The following is a 25,595-nucleotide window of genomic DNA, read 5'->3' as shown; positions in this document are numbered from 1 at the left end:
GTAGGGTCATTCGTCCCGGTCGGTGCGGCCGCGTCGGGTGACCGCCGCGACCGCGCCGGCCAGGCCGCCGACGCCCAGCACGATGAAGGTGACCGGGATGACGATCCGCCCGTTCACCGACTGGTCGTTGAGCGCCGCCACCAGGTAGAGGACCGCGATCACGGTGAACAAGCCGCCCGCGATCAGCGAGAACAGATCGATCCGGTGCTTCCTCACTGCTGGACCACCTTGATGTTGCCGAGCCCGACCGAGAGTTCCAGGTCGAGCGTGCCCTTGGACGTGTGACCGCTGCCGGGGGACAGCAGGTAGCTGTGGCGCCCGCTGCCGTTGTTGACGTCCCCGGGGACGTCGGAGTCGCCCAGGCCGATCCGGGTCACCAGGTTCACCGTGACGTCCGGCGGGAGGGTGACCGTGACGTCGCCGACGCCGAGCTCGACCTTGCTGGCCAGCGTGGCCCCGGCCGGGTCGAGCCCGGACAGGTCCAGTCGGACGTCACCGGCGCCGAGCGTGTACTTGGGCTGCAACTCGGCCGCCGAGGAGACGGTGAACACGCGGTCGCCGACCGCGTTCTGCAGGGAGTCCGGCGAGCGGCCGACGAAGGACAGCGCCAGGGTGAGCAGCAGGCCCACCGCCGCGAGCTTGCGGGCCCGGCCGAACTTCGCGCCGACCAGCAGCGTCAGGCCGACCACCAGCAGTGCGGAGGCCAGCGTGGCCGCGCTCAGCACCGTGACGCGGGCCTGGCCGGAGTTGGCCGACCAGACCGCGGTGGCCGTGCCGATCGCCAGCAGCAGGCCGAAGAAGCCGAGCGCCGACCGCTCCCGCGGGTGCCGGACCGCGGCCGGGTGGGGCCGGCGCGGCGGCCGGCCCTTGCGCAGTGGGTCGCCCTCCGGCAGGTCGGCGCGCTGCCACCACGGCTGGGCCGGGCCGCCCGGCGGCGGCACCGGAGTGCCGTACGGGGGCGTGGCGCCGCCGTACGGGTTGCGCTCGGGGTGGCGCGGGTCCCACAGGTAGCCACTCGGGCCGGGCGCCGGGGTGTCGGCCGGGACCGTCCCGGCCGCGCGATCGGCGGCGTGCCGGGCGCGCACCGCGTCCTCCTCCTCCGGCCGGGGCCAGAGGTACGCCGCGGCCGGCTCCGGCTCGGGGAAGTGGCGGTCGTACGGCCCGCCGCGCCGGCGGACCCGCCCGCGCACCCGGCGGTGGCGGCGGTCCGGGTCGTAGCGCACCGCGAGGAAGACCAGGCCCGCGAGCAGCACCAGCGGGGCCATCTGGTCGCCGTCGTCCATCGAGGAGAAGAACACCCCGGTGCCGATCACGGTCAGCAGCACCGCGCCGATCGACTGGCCGTCCACCCGGCCGGTGAGCACCCGCTGGAGCTCGGTGCGGCCGTGCCGGGTGCCGCCCTTGCCGTCCGGCACCGGCTCGGTCGGGACGACCAACCAGGCCAGGCCGTACAGGAACAGCCCGAGGCCGCCGGAGAGGCAGAGCACCACCGTGACCACCCGGAAGACCACCGGGTCGATGTCCAGGTGCCGCCCCAGGCCGCCGCAGACGCCGGCCACCACGCGGTGGTGCTCGGTCCTGGTGAGCGGGGGGCGGTCCGGTTCCGGCGGGGCGGCGGGCCCGGCCTCCTCGATGCGGTGGTCCTCGGTCATGGCCACCATCCTCGCGGCTGACGGGTGCCCGGCCCAACCGGTGCGAGCCCTGTCCGGACCCTGACTTGTCCCTGATACAAGCTAGGGAGGCACCCTGATGCGCCGGCGGGTACGCGCGTGGAACCATCGGTGCCGTGGCAGCACCCGGTACCGATCCCCGACCCCTCGTCCCCGACGCCCCGCCGTCGGCCGGCGGCGCCGACCCGACCGTGCCCGACGGCGGGCGGCCGCCCTACCGCCGGCTCTACCGCAGCCCGCAGGGGCGGATGCTCGGCGGCGTCGCGCACGGCCTCGCGGTGCACCTCGGGCTGCCGGTCCGGTGGGTCCGGCTGGCGTTCGTGCTGCTGTTCTTCGCGCAGGGCATCGGGGCGCTGCTGTACGCGGCGTTCTGGTTCGCGGTGCCGATCGGCATCGGCGAGCCCGCGCAGCGCGGCGGCGCGCACTGGGTGTACGTCAACGGCGCGTTCGTCCCGGCCGGGCCGGGGCAGCAGCCGGGCGCCCAGCTGGTCAAGGGGCGCGGCGGCTGGGTCGGCCGGCTGCGCGAACTGCTCCAGCACGCGCTCCAGGGCGAACCGGTCGCGGCCCCGGCGGCGCCGGCGGCCGTCGCGGAGGACGGCGCCGCGCCCGTGCCGGCCAAGTCCTCGCAGGGCGGCCTCGGCCAGCTCGCCGCCCTGGTGATGACCGTGATCGGCATGATCGCGTTGCTCAACGTGCTCGGCTGGCAGACCGCCAAGCCGTACACCTGGCCGCTGCTGGCGATCGGCGTCGGCGTCGCGCTGGTCTGGCGGCAGGCCGACGACTCGCGCTGGCAGCGCTGGTTCGGCCTGGAGGAGGGCGAGCGGCGGCGCGGCGCCTACACCCGGGTCGGGGCCGGCGTGCTGCTCGTGGTGGCCGGCACCATCGCCTTCCTCGCCATGCAGGGCAGCGGCTCGACGCTCGGCTCGGTGGTCGAGGCCTCGCTCGCCGTGCTCGCCGGGGTGCTGGTGCTGGTCGGCCCGTACGGCCTGCGGCTCTGGCAGGACCTCGGCGCCGAGCGCACCGCCCGCATCCGGGCCCAGGAGCGGGCCGAGATCGCCGCGCACGTCCACGACTCGGTGCTGCACACGCTCACCCTGATCCAGCGTCGGGCCGAGGACCCCAAGGAGGTGCTGCGGCTGGCCCGGGCCCAGGAGCGCGAGCTGCGGCTCTGGCTGTACCGCCCGGAGGCCGCCGCCGAGGCCGCGCCGGACACCATGGCGGAGAGCCTGCGTGCCGTCGTCGCCGAGGTCGAGGACCGGCACGGCGTCCCGGTCGAGCTGGTGATCGTCGGCGACTGCCCGATGGACGAGCGGATCGCGGCACAGATGCAGGCCGCGAGGGAGGCGACCGTCAACGCGGCCAAGTACGGTGGCGGGGGACCGGTCCAGGTCTACGCCGAGGTGGAGGGGAGGACGGTGATGGTGTTCGTCCGCGACCACGGCCCCGGCTTCGATCCCGACACGGTGCCCGAGGACCGGATGGGCGTACGGGAGTCGATCCTCGGCCGGATGAAGCGCAACGGCGGCACCGCACGGGTGCGGCCCGCGCCGGACGGCGGGACCGAGGTCGAGCTGGAGATGGAGAGAACGCATGACTGAGGCAGCTCCGGAGCGAATGGCGAGGGTCGTCCTGGTGGACGACCACCGGATGTTCCGGACGGGGGTCCGGGCCGAGATCGGCCGCACCGAGGTGACCGGCATCGACGTGGTCGGCGAGGCCGACGACGTGGAGTCGGCGGTCCGGGTCGTCGCCGAGACCCGGCCGGACGTGGTGCTGCTCGACGTCCACCTGCCGGGCGGCGGTGGCGTCGAGGTGCTGCGCCGCTCGGCCGGCGTGATGGGGGAGCAGGGGGGAGTGAAGTTCCTGGCGCTGTCCGTGTCGGACGCCGCCGAGGACGTCATCGGCGTCATCCGCGGCGGCGCGCGCGGCTACGTCACCAAGACGATCACCGGGACCGACCTGGTCAACGCGATCTTCCGGATCGCCGACGGCGACGCGGTGTTCTCGCCCCGGCTGGCCGGCTTCGTCCTGGACGCCTTCGCCGCCACCGACACCCCGCCGGTCGACGAGGACCTGGACCGCCTCACCCAGCGCGAGCGCGAGGTGCTGCGCCTGATCGCCCGTGGCTACGCCTACAAGGAGATCGCCAAGCAGCTGTTCATCTCGGTGAAGACGGTGGAGAGCCACGTCTCCGCCGTCCTGCGCAAGCTCCAGCTGAGCAACCGGCACGAGCTGACCCGCTGGGCCACCGCCCGCCGCCTGGTCTGAGCCGGCCTGGTCTGAATTGTCCGTCGAGCCGGCCCGGCCCGGGGATTTCCCGGGCCGGGCCGGGTTGTCGGTGGGGGGCCATAGACTCGATGTGCCATGAGTAGCCTCTTTGACGACCTTCCGCTCCCCGGTTTCGAGGCCCCCGCCGCCGGGTCGAAGCAGCCCGCCGCGCCCCTCGACGAGGAGCCCCCGCCGTACGAGGACGACCTGCCGTACGACGCGTACGAGGAGGCGATCCCGGAGGGGCTGTTCCAGACCGACCACGCCGCCGAGGCCGCGCGGGACGCCTGGTACCGCAACGGAGCCGCCCGGCCGGTGGTGGACCCGGCGCAGCTGCTGGAGGGGATGAACGACCCGCAGCGGGAGGCGGTGCTGCACGCCGGTTCGCCGCTGCTGATCGTGGCGGGCGCGGGCTCCGGCAAGACCCGGGTGCTGACGCACCGGATCGCCCACCTGCTGGGCGCGCGCGGGGTGCAGCCGGGCGAGATCCTGGCGATCACCTTCACCAACAAGGCCGCGGGCGAGATGCGCGAGCGGGTGGAGGCACTGGTCGGGCCGCGGGCCCGGGCGATGTGGGTCTCCACCTTCCACAGCGCCTGCGTGCGGATCCTGCGCCGCGAGTCCAAGGTGCTGGGCTTCACCTCCAGCTTCTCGATCTACGACTCGGCCGACTCGCAGCGGCTGATGGCGCTGGTCTGCCGCGATCTCGACCTGGACCCGAAGCAGTTCCCGCCGAAGTCCTTCATGGCGAAGATCAGCAACCTGAAGAACGAGCTGATCGACGAGGAGACCTTCGCCGACCAGGCCGCCAACCCGATGGAGAAGAAGCTCGCCGAGGCGTACGCGCTGTACCAGCGGCGGCTGCGCGAGGCCAACGCGCTGGACTTCGACGACATCATCATGACGACGGTGAACCTGCTCCAGGCCTTCCCCGACGTCGCGGAGCACTACCGGCGGCGGTTCCGGCACATCCTGGTCGACGAGTACCAGGACACCAACCACGCCCAGTACATGCTCGTCCGGGAGCTGAGCGGGGGATCCGTCGGGGCCGCGCCGAAGCGCACGGTGGACGGGGAGTTCGTGAACCCGGCCGCCGCGCACCTCGCCGAGGTGCCGCCGGCCGAGCTGTGCGTGGTCGGTGACGCGGACCAGTCGATCTACGCCTTCCGCGGCGCGACGATCCGCAACATCCTCCAGTTCGAGGAGGACTACCCGAACGCGACCACGATCCTGCTGGAGCAGAACTACCGCTCCACGCAGACCATCCTGAGCGCCGCCAACGCCGTCATCGAGCGCAACGCCAACCGGCGCGAGAAGAAGCTCTGGACGGCCGGCGAGCACGGCGAGAAGGTGGTCGGCTACGTCGCGGACGACGAGCACGGCGAGGCCCAGTTCATCGCCGACGAGATCGACCGGCTCACCGACAAGGGCGAGGCCAAGCCCGGCGACGTCGCGATCTTCTACCGCACCAACGCCCAGTCCCGGGTGTTCGAGGAGGTGTTCATCCGGGTCGGCCTGCCGTACAAGGTGGTCGGCGGGGTGCGCTTCTACGAGCGCAAGGAGGTCCGGGACGTCCTGGCGTACCTGCGGGTGCTCTCCAACCCGGAGGACACCGTGCCGCTGCGCCGGATCCTCAACGTGCCCAAGCGCGGCATCGGCGAGCGGGCCGAGGCGATGATCGACGCGCTGGCCGCGCGGGAGCGGATCTCCTTCGCCCAGGCGCTGCTGCGGGTCGACGAGGCGTACGGGATGGCCGCGCGCTCGGCCAACGCCGTCAAGAAGTTCAACGTGCTGATGGCCGGGCTGCGGCAGGTCGTCGAGTCCGGCGCGGGCCCGGCGGCGGTGCTGGAGGCCGTCCTGGAGGAGACCGGGTACCTGGCCGAGCTGCAGTCGTCGACGGACCCGCAGGACGAGACCCGGGTGGAGAACCTCCAGGAGCTCGCCTCGGTGGCGCTGGAGTACGAGCAGGACCCGGGCGAGCGCCCGGACGCGGGCGAGGAGGGCACACCGCCGGTCGGCTCGCTGGCCGACTTCCTGGAGCGGGTCGCGCTGGTCGCCGACTCGGACCAGATCCCGGACGAGGACGCGGAGGGCCAGGGCGTCATCACCATGATGACCCTGCACACCGCCAAGGGCCTGGAGTTCCCGGTGGTCTTCCTGACCGGCATGGAGGACGGGATCTTCCCGCACATGCGGGCGCTCAACCAGGTCAAGGAGCTGGAGGAGGAACGGCGGCTCGCCTACGTCGGGCTGACCCGGGCGCGCCAGCGGCTGTACCTGACCCGCTCGGTGCTGCGCAGCGCGTGGGGGCAGCCGGCGTACAACCCGGCCTCGCGGTTCCTGGAGGAGATCCCGGACAACCTGGTGGAGTGGAAGCGCACGGGGGCGGCGCAGGCGCCGGCTCAGCGCGGCTACTCCTCGGGCTCGTCCTGGGGCAAGTCCCCGTCGGGCGGCGGGAGTTCGCGCGGGTCGTCGGCCACTTCGGCCTCGCCCAAGGCGGGCTGGGGGCAGTCGGCGCGGCGCGGCGGCAAGGTGGTGGAGCGCGAGGCCGTCTCGCTCGCCGTGGGGGACCGGGTCACCCACGACACCTTCGGGCTGGGCACGGTGGTCGGCGTCACCGGCGTCGGCGACCGGGCGCAGGCCACGGTGGACTTCGGCTCCGAGGGGCGCAAGCAGCTGCTGCTGCGCTACGCGCCGGTGGAGAAGCTCTAGCGCGGGTCCAGCCCGTTGGAGAGGAACCACGGCAGCGGGTCGACCGGCCCGCTGCCGGCCGGGCGGATCTCGAAGTGCAGGTGCGGCCCGGTGGAGTTGCCGCTGCTGCCGACGAAGGCGATGACGTCGCCCTGCTTCACCGGCCCCTTGCGGACCTTGTACGCGCGCAGGTGGCAGTACCAGGCCTCGGTGCCGTCGGGCATCTTGAGTATCGCCATGTAGCCGTAGAACGGGTTCCACTGCGTCCGGAGCACGCCGTCGGTGACGGCCATGACCTCGGTGCCGCCGTCCACCGGGAAGTCGATGCCGGTGTGGCGGTTCATCCAGTGGGTGCCGGCCGCGCCGAACAGTTCGCCGAGGCCGTGTTGGGCGACCGGCATGACGACCTTCGGGGCCGCGGGCTGGGCGGCCGGTGCGTCGGGCTGGGCGCCGGCCAGCGGCTGGCGGGCGTCGCCGCGCGAGGCCGCCGCCGGGTCGCCGGCCGCGACCGCCTGCTGGGCGGCCGCGTGGGCGGCGTCGGGGGCCGTGTTGTCCGGGGCGTCGGCGGCGGTGGCCTGCGCGGGCACCCGGCCGGCCGCCTGGGTGCGCTGGTCGGCCTCCCCCTGCACGGTGACGGCCGCGGCGGCGGCGACCCCGAGCGCGGCCACCGACGGGAGGGCGACCCGCAGCAGTGCCGTCCGGGTGGCCGCCTTGGCGGCGCCGCGGCGCTGGGCGCGGGACTGCTCGCGGGCGGCGAGGCGCAGCTCCGCACGGGTCGGGCGGGCGGCTGCGTCGGGAGCCATCGGGGGCTGCCTCCTCGGTGGGCCTCGGGCACGTCGTCGGGCTGGGGCGGGGGAAAACAGCCGAGACTGTAGCCGCAAGGCCGACCCCCCGGAAAACCTTCCGGTTGTCAAGAGGACGGCCGGGGGTCCCTGCGGAATCCCCGTGCGGGGTCTGCGGAGGACGTGCGGAGGGGTATACCCACTGGTAGCAAGGCTCGGGGCTGTGACTTTGCCCTCCTCTTGGGAGGCGGCAAGGCCAACCGGGCCGGGTGGCGCTAACCTCCCCTCAGGTTGGTTATCGACCGTTAACCGCGCCCGTGGCCCACAAGGTCCGGTCGGATGTGTGGACGACGAGGTCCAGGAGGCAGTGATGAGTGTGTCGGGGCCGATCCGTGTGGTGGTCGCCAAGCCGGGGCTCGACGGTCACGACCGTGGTGCCAAGGTCATTGCGCGCGCCCTGCGGGACGCCGGTATGGAGGTCATCTACACCGGCCTGCACCAGACGCCCGAGCAGGTCGTCGACACCGCGATCCAGGAGGACGCGGACGGCATCGGGCTGTCGATCCTCTCCGGCGCCCACATGACGCTCTGCGCCCGGGTGCTGGAGCTGCTGAAGGAGCGCGACGCGGAGGACATCAAGGTCTTCTGCGGCGGGATCATCCCGGACGAGGACATCGCCGAGCTCAAGGCGATGGGCGTCGCGGACATCTTCACCCCGGGCACGCCCACCCGCGACGTGGTCGCCTGGGTGGAGGCCAACCTGCGGGCGGCGGGCTGAAGTTCGACCTACGCGGCGGGCCGGTTCCTCGGGGTGTGTCCCGGGACCGGCCCGCCGTCGTCGTTCTCCGGTTCCGGTGACCGGCTAGCCGTCGAGTTCGGCGAGCATCGCCTCGCGGAAGCGCAGCGTGCCGGCCAGCCGCGCGAAGGTCTCGGACCAGGCGGAGTCCGGGGTGGCCCCGGCGGCCAGCTCCTCGACGGCGGCCGCCGTCTCCGGGGCGAGCGCGCGTTCCGTCATCCCGAGCACCCCGCTGTGGCTCCACGGGTACGCGCCGGAGGCGGCGGCCCGGGCCAGTGCGGCGACCACGGCGGTGGACAGCGGCGGCGTCCACGGCGTGCCGCAGGCGCCGAGCAGTTGGAACGCCTCGCCCAGGCCGTGCACCTCGATGAACGCGGCCGTCCAGGCGGCCCGTTCCTCGGGCGGCAGGACGGCCAGCAGCTTGGCGGGGGCACCGGTGGCGCGCGGTGCCCGGGCGCGGCCGGCGCCCCGGGTGGGCGGGGTGGGGGCCGGGCCGAGCAGCGCGCGGGCCCAGTCGGCGTCGTGCTGGCGGACGGCGGCGCGCGCCCAGGCCTCCCGCAGGTCGTCGGCCCAGCTGCTGCTGGTCTCGTCGATGCTGTCGCCGACCCGGAGGGCGAGCAACTGCTCCGGGGTCAGGCCGGTGCTGCGCGGCCACACCGCCAGCGGGGCGGCGGCGACCACCTCGCCGAACCACCAGGCCCGTTCGCCGCGCCCGGTGGGGGACTTGGGCGCGATGCCGTCGCGCTGCATGGCCGCGTCGCACTCGGCGGGCGGGGTGACCAGCAGGTGGGTGCCGGCCTCGGCGAGGCGGACGGCGGCCCGGGCGCGCTCGGCCATCCGCGCGGCGAGGGCCGAGCCGGGCAGGGTGGACAGCAGTTCGGCGGCGGTGGCGCGGACGTTCTTGCTGCGGTCGCCGAGGGCGGCCTCCAGGAACGGCTCGTCGGCGGGGGAGAGGCCGTCCTGGAGGGCGTCCAGGAAGAGCAGACGGTCCTCGGCGCGCTCGGTGGACCAGGTGCTGCGCAGCAGCTCCAGCCCGGCGGCCGGGTCACGGCGGCGCAGCAGGGTGAGGTGGGTGACCCGCTCCGCGAACAGGCCCTCGTGCCACAGCTGGTGGTCCTCGCCCGGCCCGGGCCGCTCGGCCGCCTCGGGGGTGGTGGTGCGCAGCACGAACCGCCAGTCCGGGTTCTGCCGGGCCAGCCAGCGGCCCGGCGGACCGGCCAACGCGACGGCGTCGGAGCGCAGTTCGCTGCGGGCCCGGGCCGCGTCGAGCAGGCCGGGTATCAGCGCGGCGGGCGGGCGCAGGCCCCGGGCGCGGGCGGTGGCGAGCCACTGGGGCAGCAGCTCGGCGAGGTTGGCCAAGGTGGCGCCGGTGCCGCCGGCGGGCCGACCGGTGAGCAGCACGGCGAGCCGGCGGGCGGCGGGCGCGGGCAGCTCGGGGCGGGGGTCCGCGGGCGCGGGCGGGCCGGGCGGTTCGGCGGCGAGGACGGGCAGGGCGCCGGCCCGGCGGCGGACGGTGGCCAGGGCGGCCAGCTCCAGCAGGGCGGTGGCCGGGTCGGCCTGGTCCACGGACTCGGCGAGGGGCAGGGCGGTGGCCGGGAGCGGGCGGCGGTCGGTGCCGAGCAGGGCGGTGGTGTGCAGGGTCTCCCACGGGTCCTGGGTGATGGTCATTCTCGGGGCTCCTGAGGTGGGTTGAGCGGCGCGGGCGCGACGGCGACCGGGCCGGTCCGACGGTCTTCGGCCGGCCGGTCGGGCGGTGGTGGCGGTGCTGAGGCGGGCCGGCCGGTCGGGCGGTGGTGGCGGTGCTGAGGCGGGCCGGCCGGTCAGGCGGTGGTGAGGCCGGTCGGGCGGTGGTCGCCGGCCCAGGCCGTGACCGGGGCGAAGCCCTGGTGGCCGTACTCGCCGAAGACCGTCAGCGGGCGGCCGGTGGAGACCGCGAGCAGCCGCCACAGCGCCGCCTCCGGCACCGCCGAGGCGCGGACCGGCACGGTGTGGTGGCCGTCCGTCAGGTGCCAGCCGTCCGGGGTGCGGACCGGCACGACCTCGGTGAGGACGGTCGGCCAGCTGTCCAGCCACGGGTCGTCCGCGACGGCGGTGCCGTAGCCGGCCACCGCCTCGGCGACGGTGAGGCCGGCGGGCGGGGCGGCCGGGCCGGCCTCGGGCGCGCCGTACCGGGTGCCGAGCGCGGCGCGCAGCGGGCGGGCACCCGGGTGGAAGGCGAGCTCGGCCTCCAGCAGGTGGCCGGTGGGCAGGGCGAGGTCGGGGGCCTGGCCGGGGCGGCCGAAGGCGAGCAGCAGGGCCGGGCGGCCGGTCTTGGCGCCGCGCAGCCAGACCCGGCGGGTGGTGAGCCGGTCGTCCGTGGTGTCCCGGCTGCCGAGGACCAGCCAGCGGTCCCGGACGGTCGGGCCGGCCAGCACCTCGGCGGTGTCGGTGGTGATGCCGACCCGGGTGCGGACGGTGGCGGCCAGCTCGGCCGGCAGTTCGTCGACCCGGGTGGCGGCGGTGGCGAGCAGGTGGAGCATCGCGTACTCCTCCAGCAGCCGGTCCGCCGGGACGGTGTCGAGTTCGCGGATCCGGGTGGCCAGGCCGGGCGCCTGGGCGTCGACCATCCGGGCGGCGACCTCCTCCCAGGGTCCGGCGGTGGACTGGTCGGCCAGGCCGTGCCGGATCCGGTCGGCCAGGCGCAGCCGCAGCTCGACCGCGCCGGCGGCCACCCGGGCGCCGCGCTTCTCGGCCCGGCGGCGGGCGGCCGCCGGGTCGGCCGGGGCGGCGGCCCGCTTCTCGCCGCGCTCCTGGCGGGCCCGGAGCCAGTCGGCCGCCCACTCGGCTGGTTCGGCGGCCGGGACGGCCTCCGGGGCGCCGCTCCACAGCAGGAGGAGCCCGAGCGCGTGCTTGCACGGGAACTTCCGGCTCGGGCAGCTGCACTGGTAGGCGGGCGTGGCGAGTTCGACCACGGTGCGGTACGGCGTGCTGCCGCTGCCCCGGCACTCGCCCCAGACCGCGGTGCCGTCGGTGCCCGTGCCCGACCAGGGCGCGGGCGAGGAGAGCTTGCCCGCCGCCTTCTGCGACGCGGCGTCAGGTGCCAGGGACAGGACGTGTTCGGTGCTCCAGCGTTCCTCCATGCCACCGACGGTAGGCGGGGGCACTGACAGTGGCTGACCGTCCGTCCGGAGCGTCCGGCGGACTGTCAGTGCCCCGGTGCAGGGTTGGTCCCACAGGCCGGGACGCCGACCTGGCTCCCCCCGATCACCCTGCCGTCCGGCCACCCGTGCGCCCGGCGGCCGACCCGAAGGAGCCCCCATGACCGACGTTCTGCGGCAGCACGCCGAGGACGCCTTCGCGGCCGAACTGGCCGCGCTGGCCGCACAGGACGACCGTCCGCGCCCCGAACGCTGGAAGCTCTCGCCGTGGGCCGTGGCGACGTACCTGCTCGGCGGCGAGCTGGCCGACGGCACCAGCATCACCCCCAAGTACATCGGCCCGCGCCGGGTGGTGGAGGTCGCCGTCACGACCCTGGCGACGGACCGCGCCCTGCTGCTGCTCGGCGTGCCCGGCACCGCGAAGACCTGGGTGTCCGAGCACCTGGCCGCCGCGATCAGTGGTGACTCGACGCTGCTGGTGCAGGGCACCGCCGGCACCCCCGAGGAGGCCGTCCGGTACGGCTGGAACTACGCCCAGCTGCTCACCCACGGCCCGAGCCGGGACGCCCTGGTGCCGTCCCCGCTGATGCGGGCGATGGCGGACGGCAAGCTCGCCCGGATCGAGGAGCTGACCCGCATCCCGGCGGACGTGCAGGACAGTCTGATCACCATCCTGTCGGAGAAGACCCTGCCGGTGCCGGAGTTGGGCAGCGAGACGCAGGCGGTGCGCGGGTTCAACGTGATCGCCACCGCCAACGACCGCGACCGCGGCGTCAACGAGCTGTCCAGCGCGCTGCGCCGCCGGTTCAACACGGTGGTGCTGCCGCTGCCGGCCTCGCTGGAGGAGGAGGTCGACATCGTCACCCGCCGGGTCAACCAGCTCGGCCGTTCCCTGGAGCTGCCCGAACTGCCGGGCGGCGCCGAGGAGATCAGGCGGGTGGTCACCGTCTTCCGCGAGCTGCGGGCCGGGCTCACGGTGGACGGCCGGACGAAGGTCAAGACCCCGAGCGGCACCCTCTCCACCGCCGAGGCGATCTCGGTGGTGACCAACGGCCTCGCCCTGGCCGCCCACTTCGGCGACGGCGTGCTGCGGGCCGGCGACGTCACGGCCGGCATCCTCGGCGCCGTCGTCCGCGACCCGGTGGCGGACCAGGCGGTGTGGCGCGAGTACGTCGAAGGGGTGGTGCGCGAGCGCGACGGCTGGAAGGACTTCTACCGGGCCGCCCGCGAGGAGGTCCGATGAGCTCGGCCGAGGTCGCACTGCTCGGCATCCGGCACCACGGCCCGGGCTCGGCCCGGGCGGTGGCCGCCGCGCTCGCGCAGTGGCAGCCGGACGCGGTGCTGATCGAGGGCCCGCCGGAGGCCGACGGGATCGTCGCGCTGGCCGCCGAGAAGGACCTGGTGCCCCCGGTCGCCCTGCTCGCCCACGCGGTGGACGAGCCGGCGAAGGCCGCGTTCTGGCCGTACGCCGAGTTCTCCCCGGAGTGGGTGGCGATCCGGTACGGCGTCGAACGGGAGCTGCCGGTCCGGTTCATCGACCTGCCCGCCGGGTACGGCCTCGGCGCCGAGGAGGAGGAGCCCCCCGGGCCGACCGCCGACCCGATCGCGCTGCTGGCCGGGGCCGCCGGGCACGACGACCCGGAGCGCTGGTGGGAGGACGTGATCGAGCACCGGGCCCCCGGGGCGGACGCGCTCGCGCCGTTCGCCGCCGTCGGGGAGGCGATGGCGGCGCTGCGCACGGAGGGCCTGGGGGAGTCCCGGCGGGACGAACTGCGCGAGGCGTACATGCGCCAGCAGATCCGCGCCGCCCGCCGGGCCGGGCACCGGCGGATCGCCGTGGTCTGCGGGGCCTTCCACGTGCCGGCGCTGGCGGCCATGCCGACCGTCGCCCACGACAAGGCGCTGCTCGCCGGGCTGCCGAAGAAGGTGCGGACGGACATCACCTGGGTGCCGTGGACGCACCGCCGGCTCTCCCAGGCCGCCGGGTACGGCGCGGGCGTGGAGTCCCCCGGCTGGTACCACCACCTGTTCACCGTCGACGGCGACCCGGTGCCGCACTGGATGGCCCGGGCCGCCGGGCTGCTGCGCGCCGAGGACCACCCGGTCTCCTCCGCCCACGTGATCGAGGCGGTCCGCCTCGCCACCACCCTGGCGGTGCTGCGCGGCCGCCCGCTGGCCGGGCTGACCGAGACCCTGGACGCCGTCCGCGCCGTGATGTGCGAGGGCTCGGACGTCGCCCTGGAGCTGGTCCGGGACCGCCTGGTGATCGGCGACGCGCTCGGCGAAGTCCCGGACGCCGCACCGACGGTGCCGCTCCAGCGGGACCTCGTCCGGCTGCAGCGCTCGCTGCGGCTGAAGCCGGAGGCCGCGCCGAAGGACGTCGACCTCGACCTGCGCAAGGAGAACGACGCCGCCAAGTCCCGGCTGCTGCACCGGTTGCGGCTGCTCGGCATCGACTGGGGCGTGCCGGCGCGGTCCGCGGTGAACTCGACCGGGACGTTCCGGGAGAGCTGGCGGCTGTGCTGGCAGCCCGAGTTCGCGGTCCGGATCGCCGAGGCCGCCCAGTGGGGCACCACGGTCGAGGAGGCGGCCACCGGCAAGGCCGTCGGCACCGCCCGGGCGGCGGTCGAACTCGCCGAGCTGACCGGCCTGGTGGAGACCTGCCTGCTGGCCGGCCTGTCCGGCGCGCTGCCCGCCGTGATGCGGGTGCTCGCCGACTGCGCGGCGCTGGACACCGATGTCGCGCACCTGGCCGGCGCGCTGCCCGCGCTGGTCCGCGCGCTGCGCTACGGCGACGTCCGCGGCACCGACCACGGCGCGCTCGGCGAGGTCGCCACCGGCCTGGCCGACCGGATCCGCGTCGCCCTGCCGCCCGCCTGCGTCGGCCTGGACGCCGAGGGCGCGGCGGCGATGCGCGGCCGGCTGGACGAGGTGCACGGCGCGATCGGCCTGCTCTCCGGCTCCGGCTCCGGCGGCGGGCGGCCGGACGGCCCGGGCGACGCGGACCCGTCGGACGGCCTGGCCGACCGCTGGGCCGGCGCCCTGCGCTCGCTGGCCCGCCGCGAACCGGGCGGCGGACCGGCCACCGGCGCCCCCGGCCTGCTGCGCGGTCGGGCCGTCCGGCTCCTGCTGGACGACGGCCGGCTCGACTCCGAGGAGGCCGGCCGGCGGCTGCGGCTCGTCCTGTCCGTCGCCAGCGCCCCGGCGGACGCGGCCGGCTGGGTGGAGGGCTTCCTCACCGGCGGCGGCGCCCTGCTGCTGCACGACCCCCGGCTGCTCGCCCTGCTCGACGAATGGCTGACCGGCGTGTCCGCCGAGGTCTTCACCGACGTCCTGCCGCTGCTGCGCCGCACCTTCGCCGGCCTGGAGGCGGGCGTGCGCAACACCATCGGCGGCCGGGTCGCGGCCGGGTCGCTCGGCGAGGCCCCGGCGGCGCGGGCCGCCGGCGACGAGCTCGACCGGGCCCGGGCCGACGCGGCGGTGCCGGTGGTCGCCCTGCTGCTCGGCGTCCGGCCGCGGATCCCCCGGCAGGCCGCCGACCGCAACACCTGAACCCCACCGCAAGGACCTCAAGGAGGACGAGATGACCGCGACGACCAGCGCCGACGAACGGCTCCGCCGGTGGCGCCTGGTGCTCGGCGGCGAGGCCGACGGCACCGGCTGCACCCTGAGCGGCCGGGACGCCGCGATGGACGGCGCCCTCGCCGCGCTCTACCGGGGCGCGCCCGAGGAGGGCACCCGGGCGGCGCGCGGCGCCCGCCGCAGCGCCGGGCTGGGCGGCTCGGCCCCGCAGGTGGCCCGCTGGCTGGGCGACATCCGCGAGTACTTCCCGTCCACCGTCGTCCAGCTGATGCAGCAGGACGCGATCACCCGGCTCGGCCTGGACCGCCTGCTGCTGGAGCCGGAGATGCTGGAGGCCGTCGAACCGGACGTGCACCTGGTGGGCACCCTGCTCTCGCTCAAGCACGCGCTGCCCGAGACCACCCGGGAGACCGCCCGCGCCGTGGTCGGCAAGGTGGTCGCCGACCTGGAGCGCCGCCTCGCCGACCGGACCAGGGCCACCCTGGGCGGCGCCCTCGACCGCAGCGCCAAGGTGAACCGGCCGCGCCACCGGGACATCGACTGGGACCGCACCATCCGGGCCAACCTGAAGAACTACCTGCCCGAGCACGGCACCGTCGTCCCCGAGCGGCTGGTCGGCTACGCCCGCGCCCAGCGCGCGGTGAAGAAGGACGTCATCCTCTGCATCGACCAGTCCGGCTCGATGGCGCCCTCGGTGGTGCACTCGGCGGTGTTCGGCGCGGTGCTCGCCTCGATGCGGACCCTGGACACCCGCCTGGTGGTGTTCGACACCTCGGTGGTCGACCTCACCGAGCAGCTCACCGACCCGGTCGACGTCCTGTTCGCCACCCAGCTCGGCGGCGGCACCGACATCAACCGCGCGCTTGCCTACTGCCAGTCGAAGATCACCCGGCCGTCCGAGACCGTCGTGGTGCTGATCAGCGACCTCTACGAGGGCGGCATCCGGGACGGCATGCTCCGCCGGGTCGCCGCCATGAAGGCCGCCGGCGTCCAGTTCATCGCCCTGCTCGCGCTCTCCGACGAAGGTGCGCCCGCGTACGACCACGCCCACGCCGCCGCCCTGGCCGCCCTCGGCGCGCCGGCCTTCGCCTGCACCCCGGACGCCTTCCCGGAGATCATGGCCGCGGCGATCGAGAAGCGCCCGATCCCGGTGCCCGACCAGGGGGTGTGACGGATTCACCCGGACGTGCGAAACCCGCCGACCGGTGGACCGGGGCGCACGGCGGCCCGCCGTAGGCTGTCTGTGACGGTTCTCACCCAAGACGGGCAGGCCCCGGGCGGAACACGCCCGTCCTGCGGGGATAACCTGCCAGACGGACGTGACGCGCGTGTTGATTGACGTGTGCGCCCGTGGCTGTGTGGGCCGCAAGGCCGTACCTCTGCGTACCCGCACCGCCCCGACGACCCGCAGCGAAGATCCTGCCGTGGCACGCTCGTAGAGACACAATCCGCGACCACGAACAAGGACAAACACGTGGACCTGTTCGAGTACCAGGCGAGGGACCTCTTCGCCAAGCACGGTGTGCCCGTGCTTGACGGTGATGTCATCGAGACCGCCGCAGACGCTGCCGCCATCGCGGAGCGCTTCGGCGGCCGCGCCGTCGTCAAGGCTCAGGTGAAGGTGGGTGGCCGAGGCAAGGCCGGTGGCGTGAAGCTCGCCGCCGACCCGGCGGACGCCGTCGCCAAGGCCGAGGCGATCCTCGGCATGGACATCAAGGGCCACACCGTTCACAAGGTGATGCTTGCCCAGACCGCGGACATCAAGGACGAGTACTACGTCTCGTTCCTGCTGGACCGCACCAACCGCACCTTCCTGGCCATGGCCAGCGTCGAGGGCGGCGTGGAGATCGAGGTCGTGGCCGAGCAGAACCCGGACGCGCTCGCCAAGATCCCGGTCGACGCCAACGAGGGCTGCACCCCGGAGAAGGCCGCCGAGATCGTCGCCGCGGCGAAGTTCCCGGCCGAGGTCGCCGACCAGGTCGCCGAGGTCCTGCAGAAGCTGTGGACCGTCTTCATCAAGGAGGACGCCCTCCTCGTCGAGGTCAACCCGCTGATCAAGTCCGGTGACGGCAAGATCATCGCGCTCGACGGCAAGGTCTCCCTGGACGAGAACGCCGAGTTCCGTCAGCCGGAGCACGAGGCGCTGGAGGACAAGGCCGCGGCCAACCCGCTCGAGGCCGCCGCCAAGGCCAAGGGCCTGAACTACGTCAAGCTCGACGGCCAGGTCGGCATCATCGGCAACGGCGCGGGCCTCGTCATGAGCACCCTCGACGTGGTCGCCTACGCCGGTGAGAACCACGGCGGCGTCAAGCCCGCCAACTTCCTCGACATCGGTGGCGGCGCCTCCGCCGAGGTCATGGCGAACGGCCTGGAGATCATCCTGGGCGACCCCGACGTCAAGTCGGTCTTCGTCAACGTCTTCGGCGGCATCACCGCGTGCGACGCGGTCGCCAACGGCATCGTGCAGGCCCTGGAGCTCCTCGCGAGCAAGGGCGAGGACGTCAACAAGCCGCTGGTCGTCCGCCTCGACGGCAACAACGCCGAGCTGGGTCGCAAGATCCTCGACGACGCCAACCACCCGCTGGTCCAGCGCGTGGACACCATGGACGGCGCCGCTGACCGCGCCGCCGAGCTGGCCAACAAGTAAGGAAGGGGACTTTCACACCATGGCTATCTTCCTTACCAAGGACAGCAAGGTCATCGTCCAGGGCATGACCGGCGCCGAGGGCATGAAGCACACCCGCCGCATGCTCGCCTCCGGCACCCAGATCGTCGGCGGCGTGAACCCGCGCAAGGCCGGCACCACGGTCGACGTCGACGGCACCGAGATCCCGGTCTTCGGCTCCGTCGCCGAGGCGATGGAGAAGACCGGGGCCGACGTCTCCGTCCTCTTCGTCCCGCCGGCGTTCACCAAGGCCGCCGTGATCGAGGCCATCGACGCCGAGATCGGCCTCGCCGTCGTCATCACCGAGGGCGTCCCGGTGCACGACACCGCCGCCTTCTGGGCCTACGCCGGTTCCAAGGGCAACAAGACCCGGATCATCGGCCCGAACTGCCCCGGCCTGATCAGCCCCGGACAGTCGAACGCCGGCATCATCCCGGCCGACATCACCACGTCCGGCAAGATCGGTCTGGTCTCGAAGTCCGGCACCCTGACCTACCAGCTCATGTACGAGCTGCGCGACATCGGCTTCTCCTCGGCCGTGGGCATCGGCGGTGACCCGGTCATCGGCACCACCCACATCGACGCCCTCAAGGCGTTCCAGGAGGACCCGGAGACCGAGCTCATCGTCATGATCGGTGAGATCGGTGGCGACGCCGAGGAGCGTGCCGCGGCCTACATCGCCGAGCACGTCACCAAGCCGGTCGTCGGCTACGTCGCGGGCTTCACCGCCCCCGAGGGCAAGACCATGGGCCACGCCGGCGCCATCGTCTCCGGCTCCTCGGGCACCGCCCAGGCCAAGAAGGAGGCCCTCGAGGCCGCCGGTGTCAAGGTCGGCAAGACGCCGTCCGAGACCGCCCGCCTGGCGCGCGAGATCATCGCCGGCTGACGCCGTCCGATCGCCGTCGAGCGCCCCCGCCCGAACCGGGCGGGGGCGCTCGCCGTTTCCTCGCTCGCCGTCCTCAGGGCCGGGTCGGTCCGGTCGTGCAGGGCAGCGGCGACCAGGGCGAACACACCGGCGGACCGGCCGCCGGACCCCGCGGCGGCGGCGCGTCGGCCCCGCCCCGGGGGGCGGTCTGCGGCAGCTCCCACAGCGCCACCGCCCGCTGCTGCGGCTCCAGCACCACCGGCTCGACGCCCGGGGTGCGGCTGCACCACAGACTGCTGATCCCGACCGGCGGCCCGTCCGGCGCCACCGGCACCCCCGGTTCGTCCGCCGCCGTGACCGGGACGCACAACGACGGGGCCGGCGGCTCCGGCGGCCGGAACCACACCGCCGGCCGCACCCCCGCCAACGTCGCCAGCGCCGCCCCGCCCACCGCCACCGTGAGCAGTGCCGCCGCCCCCGTCCGGCCCGCCCGCACCAGCCCGTGCCGCGCCCGCAGCACCGGCACCGCCGGCCGGTGCGGCTCCGGGCAGCCCCGCACGGCCGCCCGGTGCAGCAGACCGCTCAACCGGTCCGCGAAGCCCGGCGCCGCCGGATCCGCCCCGACCAGGTCCGGCACCCACTGCGCCAGCGCCGCCCGCGCCGTCCACACCCGCCCCTCGGCGGCCGCCAGGGTCGACTCCACCTCCACCGCGACCGCCGCCGCCGGCAGCCCCAGCCCGTCGTGCAGCACCAGCGCCCGTCGCTGCGGCCGGGACAGCCGCTTCAACGCCTTCAGCAGCGCCCGGTCCCGGTCCGTCAGCCGGTCGTGATCCGGCAGCACCGCCTGCGACTCGTCGGCCGGACGCACCCTGATCCGCCGGTGCGGCAACCGCCACGCGTGCGCCCGTCGGGGCCCGCCCCGGTGCCACGGCGACAACGCCAGCTCGAACGCCCGCACCCGCACCCACCCCTCCGGATCCCCCGCCCCGGCCACCTCCTCCCAGTCCCGCGCCGCCTCCCCGAACGCCCGGGCCACACAGTGCACCGCCCGGTGCCGACAGGCCGTCAGCAGGAACGCCTGCTGCACCAACCGCACGTACGCCCCCTCGTACACCCCCTCGAACCCCTGCCCACCGGCCCCGGCCCCGGCCGCCGCCGGTGCCGCGCGGGGGCCCTCGTGCTGCTCCTGCGACCTGCGCGGGCCCGCGGGCCGGCGGCCCGGAGCCAACTGCTGGCTGCCGCCGCCGGGAGCCGGGCTGCCGTGTGCCGAGCGCTGGTCCTCCGCTCTGCGGGGGCCTGTCGGCCGGCGACCGGCGGCCGCGTCCCGCGTGCCGTCAGCGGGGTCGGCGTTGCCGTGTGCGCCTGCCGGACGCTGCTCCTGCGCGCTGTGGGGGCCCAGCGCCGGGTGCCCCGCAGCCGCATCCTGCCGGTCGTCGCCGGGACTCGCGCCGCTGCCGCGCAGGTGTGCCGGCGGTTGATCCGCAGGCGCGGCCGGGCCGGTGCTGCTGCGGGGGTCTGTCGGCCGGTGGCCTGCGGGCGTGTCCCGTTCGTCGTCTGCGGAGTCGGTGGAGTCGGTGGAGTCGGCGGCGTGGCGAGCGCCTGCGGGCGCGCTGGTCGTGGGGGTCGTTGTCGGTCCGGTCTGCCGGCCGTCGCCTGGTGCCCGGCGGCTGCGTCCGTTCACCGGATCGTGGCCCGCGGGGTCGGCTGCCGGGTGGTGGCCTCCCGTGCGTGCGGCTCCGCTGCGGGGGTGTGCCGGTTCGTGGTCGGCCGGCGCGGCCGGGCCGGGGTTGCGCCGGGGATTCGCCGGTGGCTGCCGGGTGTCGCCGCCCGGGGCTCTGCTGCGGCCGGGGTCCGCCGGGCTGCCGGCCTTCCGTTTCCGCTCGCCGCCGGGGCCCGCGGTGGCCGGGGGCGAGGAGGTGAGGGCGATGGCTTCCGCCGCGGTGGTGACGCCGAGTTTGCGCATGGCCCGTTGGACGTGGCCGCGGGCGGTGGCGGGGGTGATGCCGAGGGCGGCGGCGGTCTGCGGGAGGTCGTGGCCGGCGGCGAGGTGGGCGAGGGCCTGGGCCTCACGGGGGGTCAGCTTCGCCAGCAGGCGGGCCGTGTCCTTGCGGGTGCGGCGGTTCGGCGTGGGCGTGTGGGCGGTGGGGGGCGTGGTCATCAGACGCTCCGGGCCGGGGCGCCGGCGGCTTGGGGGCAGGGTCTGAAAATGCGCATAAGCCAATAATCTGGGACACGGCGGCGGTTTGCCGGTTCACGGAGCATGGCGAGTCGCCTTGGCACCATGAGGCGCATGACGCAGCTGATGGGCCGTCCGATGCTGGAAGTGCCGGGCGCGCTGGGCGGGCGCCCCGTGCTGGCTGACCTGCTGACGGGGGTGCGGACGGCGCTGGTCGGCCTGGCGGTGGTCGGAGTGCCGGTGCTGGGGCTGTGGGTGGCGACGCCGTACGCGGACGACGGCGCGGCCGGGGCCACCCGGTTGGCGGGGGCGTTCTGGCTGCTCGGGCACGGCGCGCCGGTGCTGCGCGGGGACGCCGGCGCCCCGCTGACCGTCACCCCGCTGCTGATCGGCGTGTTGGCGGTGGTTCAGCTGTTCCGGGCGGGAGCCGGGGTGGCGGCGCGGCGCGGGCTGCGGTCGTGGTGGGGCGGGCCGGTGGCGGTGTGGGCGGGCTACTGCGCGGTGGGGGTCGCGGTGGTGCTGCACTGCGCGGGTGCCGGGCTGTTCCGGGCGAGGGTGTTCCCGGACGTCCTGGCGGTGGGACTGCTGGCCGCGGTGGCGACGGCCGCCGGGGTCCGGTCGGCTCGCGCCACCGGGCCGACCGCACCGGCCCGCCCCGGGTGGCCGCTGCTGGACCGCCTGCCGCCCGGGTTCCGTCCGTACGGCTGCGCGCCCGCGGTACGGGGCGCGGCGCTGGCGGCGGGGTCGGGCCTGGTGGCGGCGGGCGGGCTGCTGGTGGCGGTGGCGGCGGTGCTGGACGCGGTGGTCGGCGGCGGGCGCGGGATGGCGGTGCTCGGGCGGGGGCCGGCGGCGGTGGTCGGGCTGTCGCTGCTGGCGGTGGTGCTGCTGCCGAACGCGGTGCTGTGGGGTGCGGCGTACGCGCTGGGCCCGGGGTTCGGGGTGGGCTCCGGGACGGCGGTGGCGCCGGGTGGCACGGTGCTGGGCCCGGTGCCGGAGTTTCCGCTGTTCGCGCTGGTGCCGGAGGCCGGTCCGGGGGGCTGGCGGCTGGCGGCCCTGCTGCTGCCGGTGCTGGCGGGGGTGGTGCCGGCGGTGGTGCTGGGGCGGGCGGCGGCGGGGCGGCGCCCGGCGGGGGACGGGCCGTGGCCGGTGGCGGCGACGGTGCTGGCGGTGCTGGCGGCGGCGCTGCTGACCGGGGCCGGTGCGGCGGTGTCGGGCTGGTTGTCCGGCGGTGCGCTGGGGCCGGGCCGGATGGCCCGGCTGGGGCCGGTGCCGGGTTGGACGGGCCTGGCGGCGGCGGGCTGGTTCGCGGCGGTGGCGCTGCCGGGCGCGCTGCTGGTGCGGTACCGGGCGCTCAGCCCCGCCCGCCGGGCCGCCGTGCCGACCGCGGACCGGCGCGGACCCGCCGCTCGCGCCCGGCTCGCGGCCCAGGCCCGCCGGAGCACGCTGCTGCTGCGCGCCCGCGCGTACGCCGCCGTCCTGCGCCTGAGCGGGCGCGGGGACGCGGGCCCGGCCGAGGACGACTAGGGCCTGCTCGGGCCTTACTCGGGGCCGTTCCCGGTGAGGTCGACGTACCACTTGGGCGCCAGCCGGTCGCAGTTGTCGGCACCGACGGTGGTCAGGGAGTCCCGGACGCAGGTGACGTAGTCGTGGTAGTACAGCCCGAGCCCGATCACGGACGTCGCGACGACGACGGCCATCGCGCCGGTGAGCATGCCGGCGAGCGCGGCCGGGGTGAGCGGGTTGGACGCCGGGGGCCCGGGAACGCCGTGGGCACCGGGGAAGCCGTGGGCACCGGGAACGCCGGGGAAGCCGGTGCCGACCGCGGCGGCCTTGGCCGGCCTGCGGGTGCGCATCGCGCCGATGCCGAGGACGATGCCGAGCGCGCCGGCGAGCAACGCGACCCAGTAGAACCCGGCGAACAGCGAGACCAGCGAGAACAGCCCGGACATGGCGGCGTTGCGGGCCCGGCGATGGGCCGGGTCGGTGGGGTCGAGCCGGGGCGGCTGCGGGGCCGGCGGCCGCTGCTGGCGCTGGTCGCCGGGGTGGGCGGGGCCCCAGGTGTGCGGCGGCGGGAACTGCGGGTACCGACCGTCGCCCTGGCCGTCGGGCCCACCGGTGCCGTCCCCTTCGCCGGGCCGGGGGCCGCGTGGCTGCCACGGCTGGTCCGGGGCATCCGCCGGCGGCGGCGCGAAGGGGTTGCGCTCGCCGGTGTCGTCACCGCTGCTCATGGTTCGGCCATTCCTTCTCGGTCGGAGGGGCGGTCTCCCGCGTCCCCTATGATCCCGCAGTCGTTCGTCGGCCCACCGGCGGCCTGCCCCGCGGCTGCCCCGTGGTCGCGGCCGCTCCGGGGCCCGGGCCGCGCGGCGGGCCGCCCGGTCGGCGCGGGTGCGGTGGCCGGGGAGATCCCCGTCTCAACTACGCGCGTAGCGCCGCCGGGAGGGTGCGGAGGCCGTCCGACCAGCCGTTATCGTGGTGACGGTCAGCAGCTCACATCGGTTCCCGGGGCCCGCGTCGCGGCGGGTTTTCCTGGTGTTCCCCCTCGCTCGACCTGCCGTTCGTAGTGGCCCCACCGCCGGTGGACGTACCAGCGGACGGCGCCCGACCTACGGAGAATCGCGCAGTGGCCGCCGCCCCCGCCCAGCTCTTCCCGCCCCGTACGCCCGGACCGGCCCGCCTGGTGGTGCTGGTCTCCGGCTCCGGCACCAATCTGCAGGCGCTGATCGACGCCGTCGCCGACCCGGCCTACGGCGCCGAGATCCTCGCCGTCGGTGCGGACCGGGACGGGATCGTCGGCCTGGAGCGCGCCGCGAAGGCCGGCCTGCCCACCTTCGTCCACCGGGTGAAGGACTTCTCCGACCGGGCGGACTGGGACCGCGCGCTGACCGCCTCCACCGCCGCGTACGAGCCGGACCTGGTGGTCACGGCCGGTTTCATGAAGATCCTCGGCCCCGAGTTCATCGCGGCCTTCGCGGGACGGATCGTCAACACCCATCCCGCACTGCTGCCGTCCTTCCCCGGCGCCCACGGCGTCACCGACGCGCTGGCGTACGGGGTGAAGGTCACCGGCTGCACCGTCCACCTGGTCGACGCCGGCGTGGACACCGGGCCGATCATCGCGCAGGGCGTCGTCGAGGTCGCCGACGCCGATCACGCCGATGGCGGCGAAGCGCTGCACGAGCGCATCAAGACTGTCGAGCGCAAGCTGCTCGTCGACGTCGTGGGCCGGCTGGCCCGCGAAGGTCACCGCATCGAGGACCGAAAGGTATGGATCCCGGCATGAGTGCCAGCTCCACCACCCCCCCTGTCTCCGAGAACATCCGTCCGATCCGTCGCGCGCTGATCAGCGTGTACGACAAGACCGGTCTGGAGGAGCTGGCCCAGGGCCTGCACGCCGCCGGGGTCGCCATCGTCTCCACCGGCTCCACCGCCGGCCGGATCGCCGCCGCCGGCGTCCCGGTGACGGAGGTCTCCGAGCTGACCGGCTTCCCGGAGTGCCTGGACGGGCGCGTGAAGACGCTGCACCCCCGCGTGCACGCCGGCGTGCTCGCCGACCTGCGGCTGGAGTCGCACCGTGAGCAGCTGGCCGAGCTGGGCGTCGAGCCCTTCGACCTGGTCGTGGTGAACCTCTACCCGTTCAAGGCGACCGTCGCCTCGGGCGCCACCCCGGACGAGTGCGTCGAGCAGATCGACATCGGCGGTCCGAGCATGGTCCGCGCCGCCGCCAAGAACCACCCGTCGGTGGCCGTCGTGGTCGACCCGGCCCGCTACGGCGACGTGCTGACGGCCGTCCGGGAGGGCGGCTTCGACCTGGCCACCCGCAAGCGCCTGGCCGGTGCCGCGTTCGCCCACACCGCCGCGTACGACGTGGCCGTCGCCTCCTGGTTCGAGGCCGGCTACGCGCCGAGCGACGAGCGCTTCCCCGAGTTCCTGGGCGCCACCTGGGAGCGCCAGAACGTGCTGCGCTACGGCGAGAACCCGCACCAGGGCGCCGCGCTGTACAGCGACGGCACGGGCGGCCTGGCCGGCGCGCAGCAGCTGCACGGCAAGGAGATGTCGTACAACAACTACGTCGACACCGACGCCGCCCGCCGCGCCGCGTACGACCACGCCGAGCCGGCCGTCGCGATCATCAAGCACGCCAACCCGTGCGGCATCGCGACCGGCGCGGACGTCGCCGAGGCGCACCGCAAGGCGCACGAGTGCGACCCGGTCTCCGCGTACGGCGGCGTGATCGCGGTCAACCGCCCGGTCAGCGTCGAGCTGGCCGAGCAGATCGCCCCGATCTTCACCGAGGTCGTGGTGGCCCCGGGTTACGAGGACGGCGCGGTCGAGGTGCTGGCCCGCAAGAAGAACCTTCGGGTGCTGCTGGCCCCCGAGGCCCCGGCCAACCGCCAGGAGGTGCGCCCGGTCTCCGGCGGCGTGCTGCTCCAGGACACCGACCGGGTGCACGCCGAGGGCGACGACCCGGCGAACTGGACGCTGGCCACCGGTGAGGCGCTGACCGAGGCGGAGCTGGCCGAGCTGGCCTTCGCCTGGCGGGCCTGCCGGGCCGTCAAGTCCAACGCCATCCTGCTGGCCAAGGACGGCGCCTCGGTGGGCGTCGGCATGGGCCAGGTCAACCGGGTGGACTCCTGCAAGCTGGCGGTCGAGCGGGCCGGCGAGCGGGCCAAGGGCGCGTACGCGGCCTCGGACGCCTTCTTCCCGTTCGCGGACGGCCCGGCGATCCTGATCGCGGCCGGCGTCAAGGCGATCGTCCAGCCGGGCGGTTCGATCCGGGACGAGGAGGTCGTCGCGGCGGCCGCCGAGGCCGGCGTGACGATGTACTTCACCGGCGCGCGGCACTTCTTCCACTGATCCCACCGGTGATGCAGACCGACGCGGCCCTCAACCCCGGCAACTCCGGCGGCGCGCTCACCACCGCGAACGGCGAGGTCGTCGGCATCACCACCGCCGTGGCCGGGCA

At 75.2% G+C, this 25,595-nt stretch carries 19 protein-coding genes; 12 read left to right on the top strand and 7 right to left on the bottom strand.

Going from position 1 to position 25,595, the window contains the following annotated elements; translation table 11 throughout:
- Positions 1–6: 6 nt before the first annotated feature.
- A complete protein-coding gene (locus tag ABTY15_RS00095) occupies positions 7–216 on the bottom strand; it encodes a hypothetical protein (RefSeq protein WP_350573916.1) in 210 nt (69 codons plus the stop codon).
- Positions 213–1,652, bottom strand: coding sequence for a PspC domain-containing protein (locus tag ABTY15_RS00090; RefSeq protein WP_350573914.1), 1,440 nt, complete (start codon positions 1,650–1,652; stop codon positions 213–215). Before ABTY15_RS00090 ends, ABTY15_RS00095 begins: the two co-directional genes overlap by 4 nt.
- 266 nt (positions 1,653–1,918) lie before the next feature.
- Here ABTY15_RS00090 and ABTY15_RS00085 point away from each other — a divergent pair, with 266 nt between their 5' ends.
- From ABTY15_RS00085 to pcrA, 3 genes are all read left to right on the top strand, one after another.
- Positions 1,919–3,268, top strand: a complete 1,350-nt coding sequence (locus tag ABTY15_RS00085; RefSeq protein WP_502893398.1) for an ATP-binding protein — start codon at positions 1,919–1,921, stop codon at positions 3,266–3,268.
- Positions 3,261–3,938: a LuxR C-terminal-related transcriptional regulator gene (locus ABTY15_RS00080; protein WP_350573912.1), complete on the top strand. Its 678-nt coding sequence runs from the start codon at positions 3,261–3,263 to the stop codon at positions 3,936–3,938. Before ABTY15_RS00085 ends, ABTY15_RS00080 begins: the two co-directional genes overlap by 8 nt.
- A 96-nt stretch (positions 3,939–4,034) precedes the next feature.
- Positions 4,035–6,650: a DNA helicase PcrA gene (gene pcrA / locus ABTY15_RS00075; protein ID WP_350573910.1), complete on the top strand. Its 2,616-nt coding sequence runs from the start codon at positions 4,035–4,037 to the stop codon at positions 6,648–6,650.
- Here pcrA and ABTY15_RS00070 read toward each other — a convergent pair.
- Positions 6,647–7,432 (bottom strand): M23 family metallopeptidase, encoded by a 786-nt coding sequence (locus ABTY15_RS00070; protein WP_350573908.1) that lies wholly within the window; start codon positions 7,430–7,432, stop codon positions 6,647–6,649. The genes pcrA and ABTY15_RS00070 overlap by 4 nt on opposite strands.
- Before the next feature lie 349 nt (positions 7,433–7,781).
- Between ABTY15_RS00070 and icmB the strand changes: the two genes are divergently transcribed.
- The gene (icmB, locus tag ABTY15_RS00065; protein WP_350503520.1) at positions 7,782–8,189 is read left to right on the top strand and encodes a coenzyme B12-dependent isobutyryl CoA mutase small subunit; all 408 of its coding nucleotides are present in this window, start codon (positions 7,782–7,784) and stop codon (positions 8,187–8,189) included.
- An 84-nt stretch (positions 8,190–8,273) separates the two neighbouring features.
- On the opposite strand, the gene ABTY15_RS00060 is transcribed toward icmB, so the two are convergent.
- On the bottom strand, positions 8,274–9,875 hold the full coding sequence (locus tag ABTY15_RS00060) for a DUF5691 domain-containing protein (protein WP_350573906.1): 1,602 nt from the start codon (positions 9,873–9,875) through the stop codon (positions 8,274–8,276).
- A 152-nt stretch (positions 9,876–10,027) separates the two neighbouring features.
- Positions 10,028–11,326 carry an SWIM zinc finger family protein gene (locus ABTY15_RS00055; protein WP_350573905.1) on the bottom strand — a complete coding sequence of 433 codons (1,299 nt, stop codon included), beginning with the start codon at positions 11,324–11,326 and terminating at the stop codon, positions 10,028–10,030.
- Positions 11,327–11,504: 178 nt separating this feature from the next.
- On the opposite strand from ABTY15_RS00055, the gene ABTY15_RS00050 reads away from it, so the two are divergent.
- The 5 genes from ABTY15_RS00050 to sucD all read left to right on the top strand — a co-directional run bounded on the left by ABTY15_RS00050 (position 11,505) and on the right by sucD (position 18,477).
- The gene (locus tag ABTY15_RS00050) at positions 11,505–12,587 is read left to right on the top strand and encodes an ATP-binding protein (protein ID WP_350573904.1); all 1,083 of its coding nucleotides are present in this window, start codon (positions 11,505–11,507) and stop codon (positions 12,585–12,587) included.
- Entirely contained in the window at positions 12,584–14,896 is a 2,313-nt protein-coding gene (locus tag ABTY15_RS00045) for a DUF5682 family protein (RefSeq protein WP_350573902.1), read from the top strand. The genes ABTY15_RS00050 and ABTY15_RS00045 overlap by 4 nt, the downstream gene beginning before the upstream one ends.
- A gap of 31 nt (positions 14,897–14,927) precedes the next feature.
- A complete protein-coding gene (locus ABTY15_RS00040; RefSeq protein WP_350573901.1) occupies positions 14,928–16,097 on the top strand; it encodes a VWA domain-containing protein in 1,170 nt (389 codons plus the stop codon).
- Between the two features lie 303 nt (positions 16,098–16,400).
- Positions 16,401–17,573, top strand: a complete 1,173-nt coding sequence (gene sucC / locus ABTY15_RS00035; protein WP_350573899.1) for an ADP-forming succinate--CoA ligase subunit beta — start codon at positions 16,401–16,403, stop codon at positions 17,571–17,573.
- Positions 17,574–17,592: 19 nt separating this feature from the next.
- Positions 17,593–18,477: a succinate--CoA ligase subunit alpha gene (gene sucD, locus ABTY15_RS00030; RefSeq protein WP_350573897.1), complete on the top strand. Its 885-nt coding sequence runs from the start codon at positions 17,593–17,595 to the stop codon at positions 18,475–18,477.
- 73 nt (positions 18,478–18,550) lie between these two features.
- Here sucD and ABTY15_RS00025 read toward each other — a convergent pair whose 3' ends face one another.
- On the bottom strand, positions 18,551–20,614 hold the full coding sequence (locus ABTY15_RS00025; RefSeq protein ID WP_350573896.1) for a sigma factor-like helix-turn-helix DNA-binding protein: 2,064 nt from the start codon (positions 20,612–20,614) through the stop codon (positions 18,551–18,553).
- 132 nt (positions 20,615–20,746) lie between these two features.
- Here ABTY15_RS00025 and ABTY15_RS00020 point away from each other — a divergent pair, with 132 nt between their 5' ends.
- On the top strand, positions 20,747–22,156 hold the full coding sequence (locus tag ABTY15_RS00020; protein ID WP_350573895.1) for a cell division protein PerM: 1,410 nt from the start codon (positions 20,747–20,749) through the stop codon (positions 22,154–22,156).
- A 14-nt stretch (positions 22,157–22,170) separates the two neighbouring features.
- On the opposite strand, the gene ABTY15_RS00015 is transcribed toward ABTY15_RS00020, so the two are convergent.
- Positions 22,171–22,860, bottom strand: coding sequence for a hypothetical protein (locus ABTY15_RS00015; RefSeq protein ID WP_350573893.1), 690 nt, complete (start codon positions 22,858–22,860; stop codon positions 22,171–22,173).
- Between the two features lie 392 nt (positions 22,861–23,252).
- Here ABTY15_RS00015 and purN point away from each other — a divergent pair, with 392 nt between their 5' ends.
- Entirely contained in the window at positions 23,253–23,912 is a 660-nt protein-coding gene (gene purN, locus ABTY15_RS00010) for a phosphoribosylglycinamide formyltransferase (RefSeq protein WP_350573891.1), read from the top strand.
- On the top strand, positions 23,909–25,486 hold the full coding sequence (purH, locus tag ABTY15_RS00005) for a bifunctional phosphoribosylaminoimidazolecarboxamide formyltransferase/IMP cyclohydrolase (RefSeq protein ID WP_350573889.1): 1,578 nt from the start codon (positions 23,909–23,911) through the stop codon (positions 25,484–25,486). The genes purN and purH overlap by 4 nt, the downstream gene beginning before the upstream one ends.
- The last annotated feature ends 109 nt before the right edge of the window (positions 25,487–25,595 follow it).

It is taken from the genome of Kitasatospora sp. NPDC097643 (assembly GCF_040302625.1).
GTDB lineage: Bacteria > Actinomycetota > Actinomycetes > Streptomycetales > Streptomycetaceae > Kitasatospora.
This window is presented reverse-complemented; position numbering and strand designations above follow the sequence as displayed.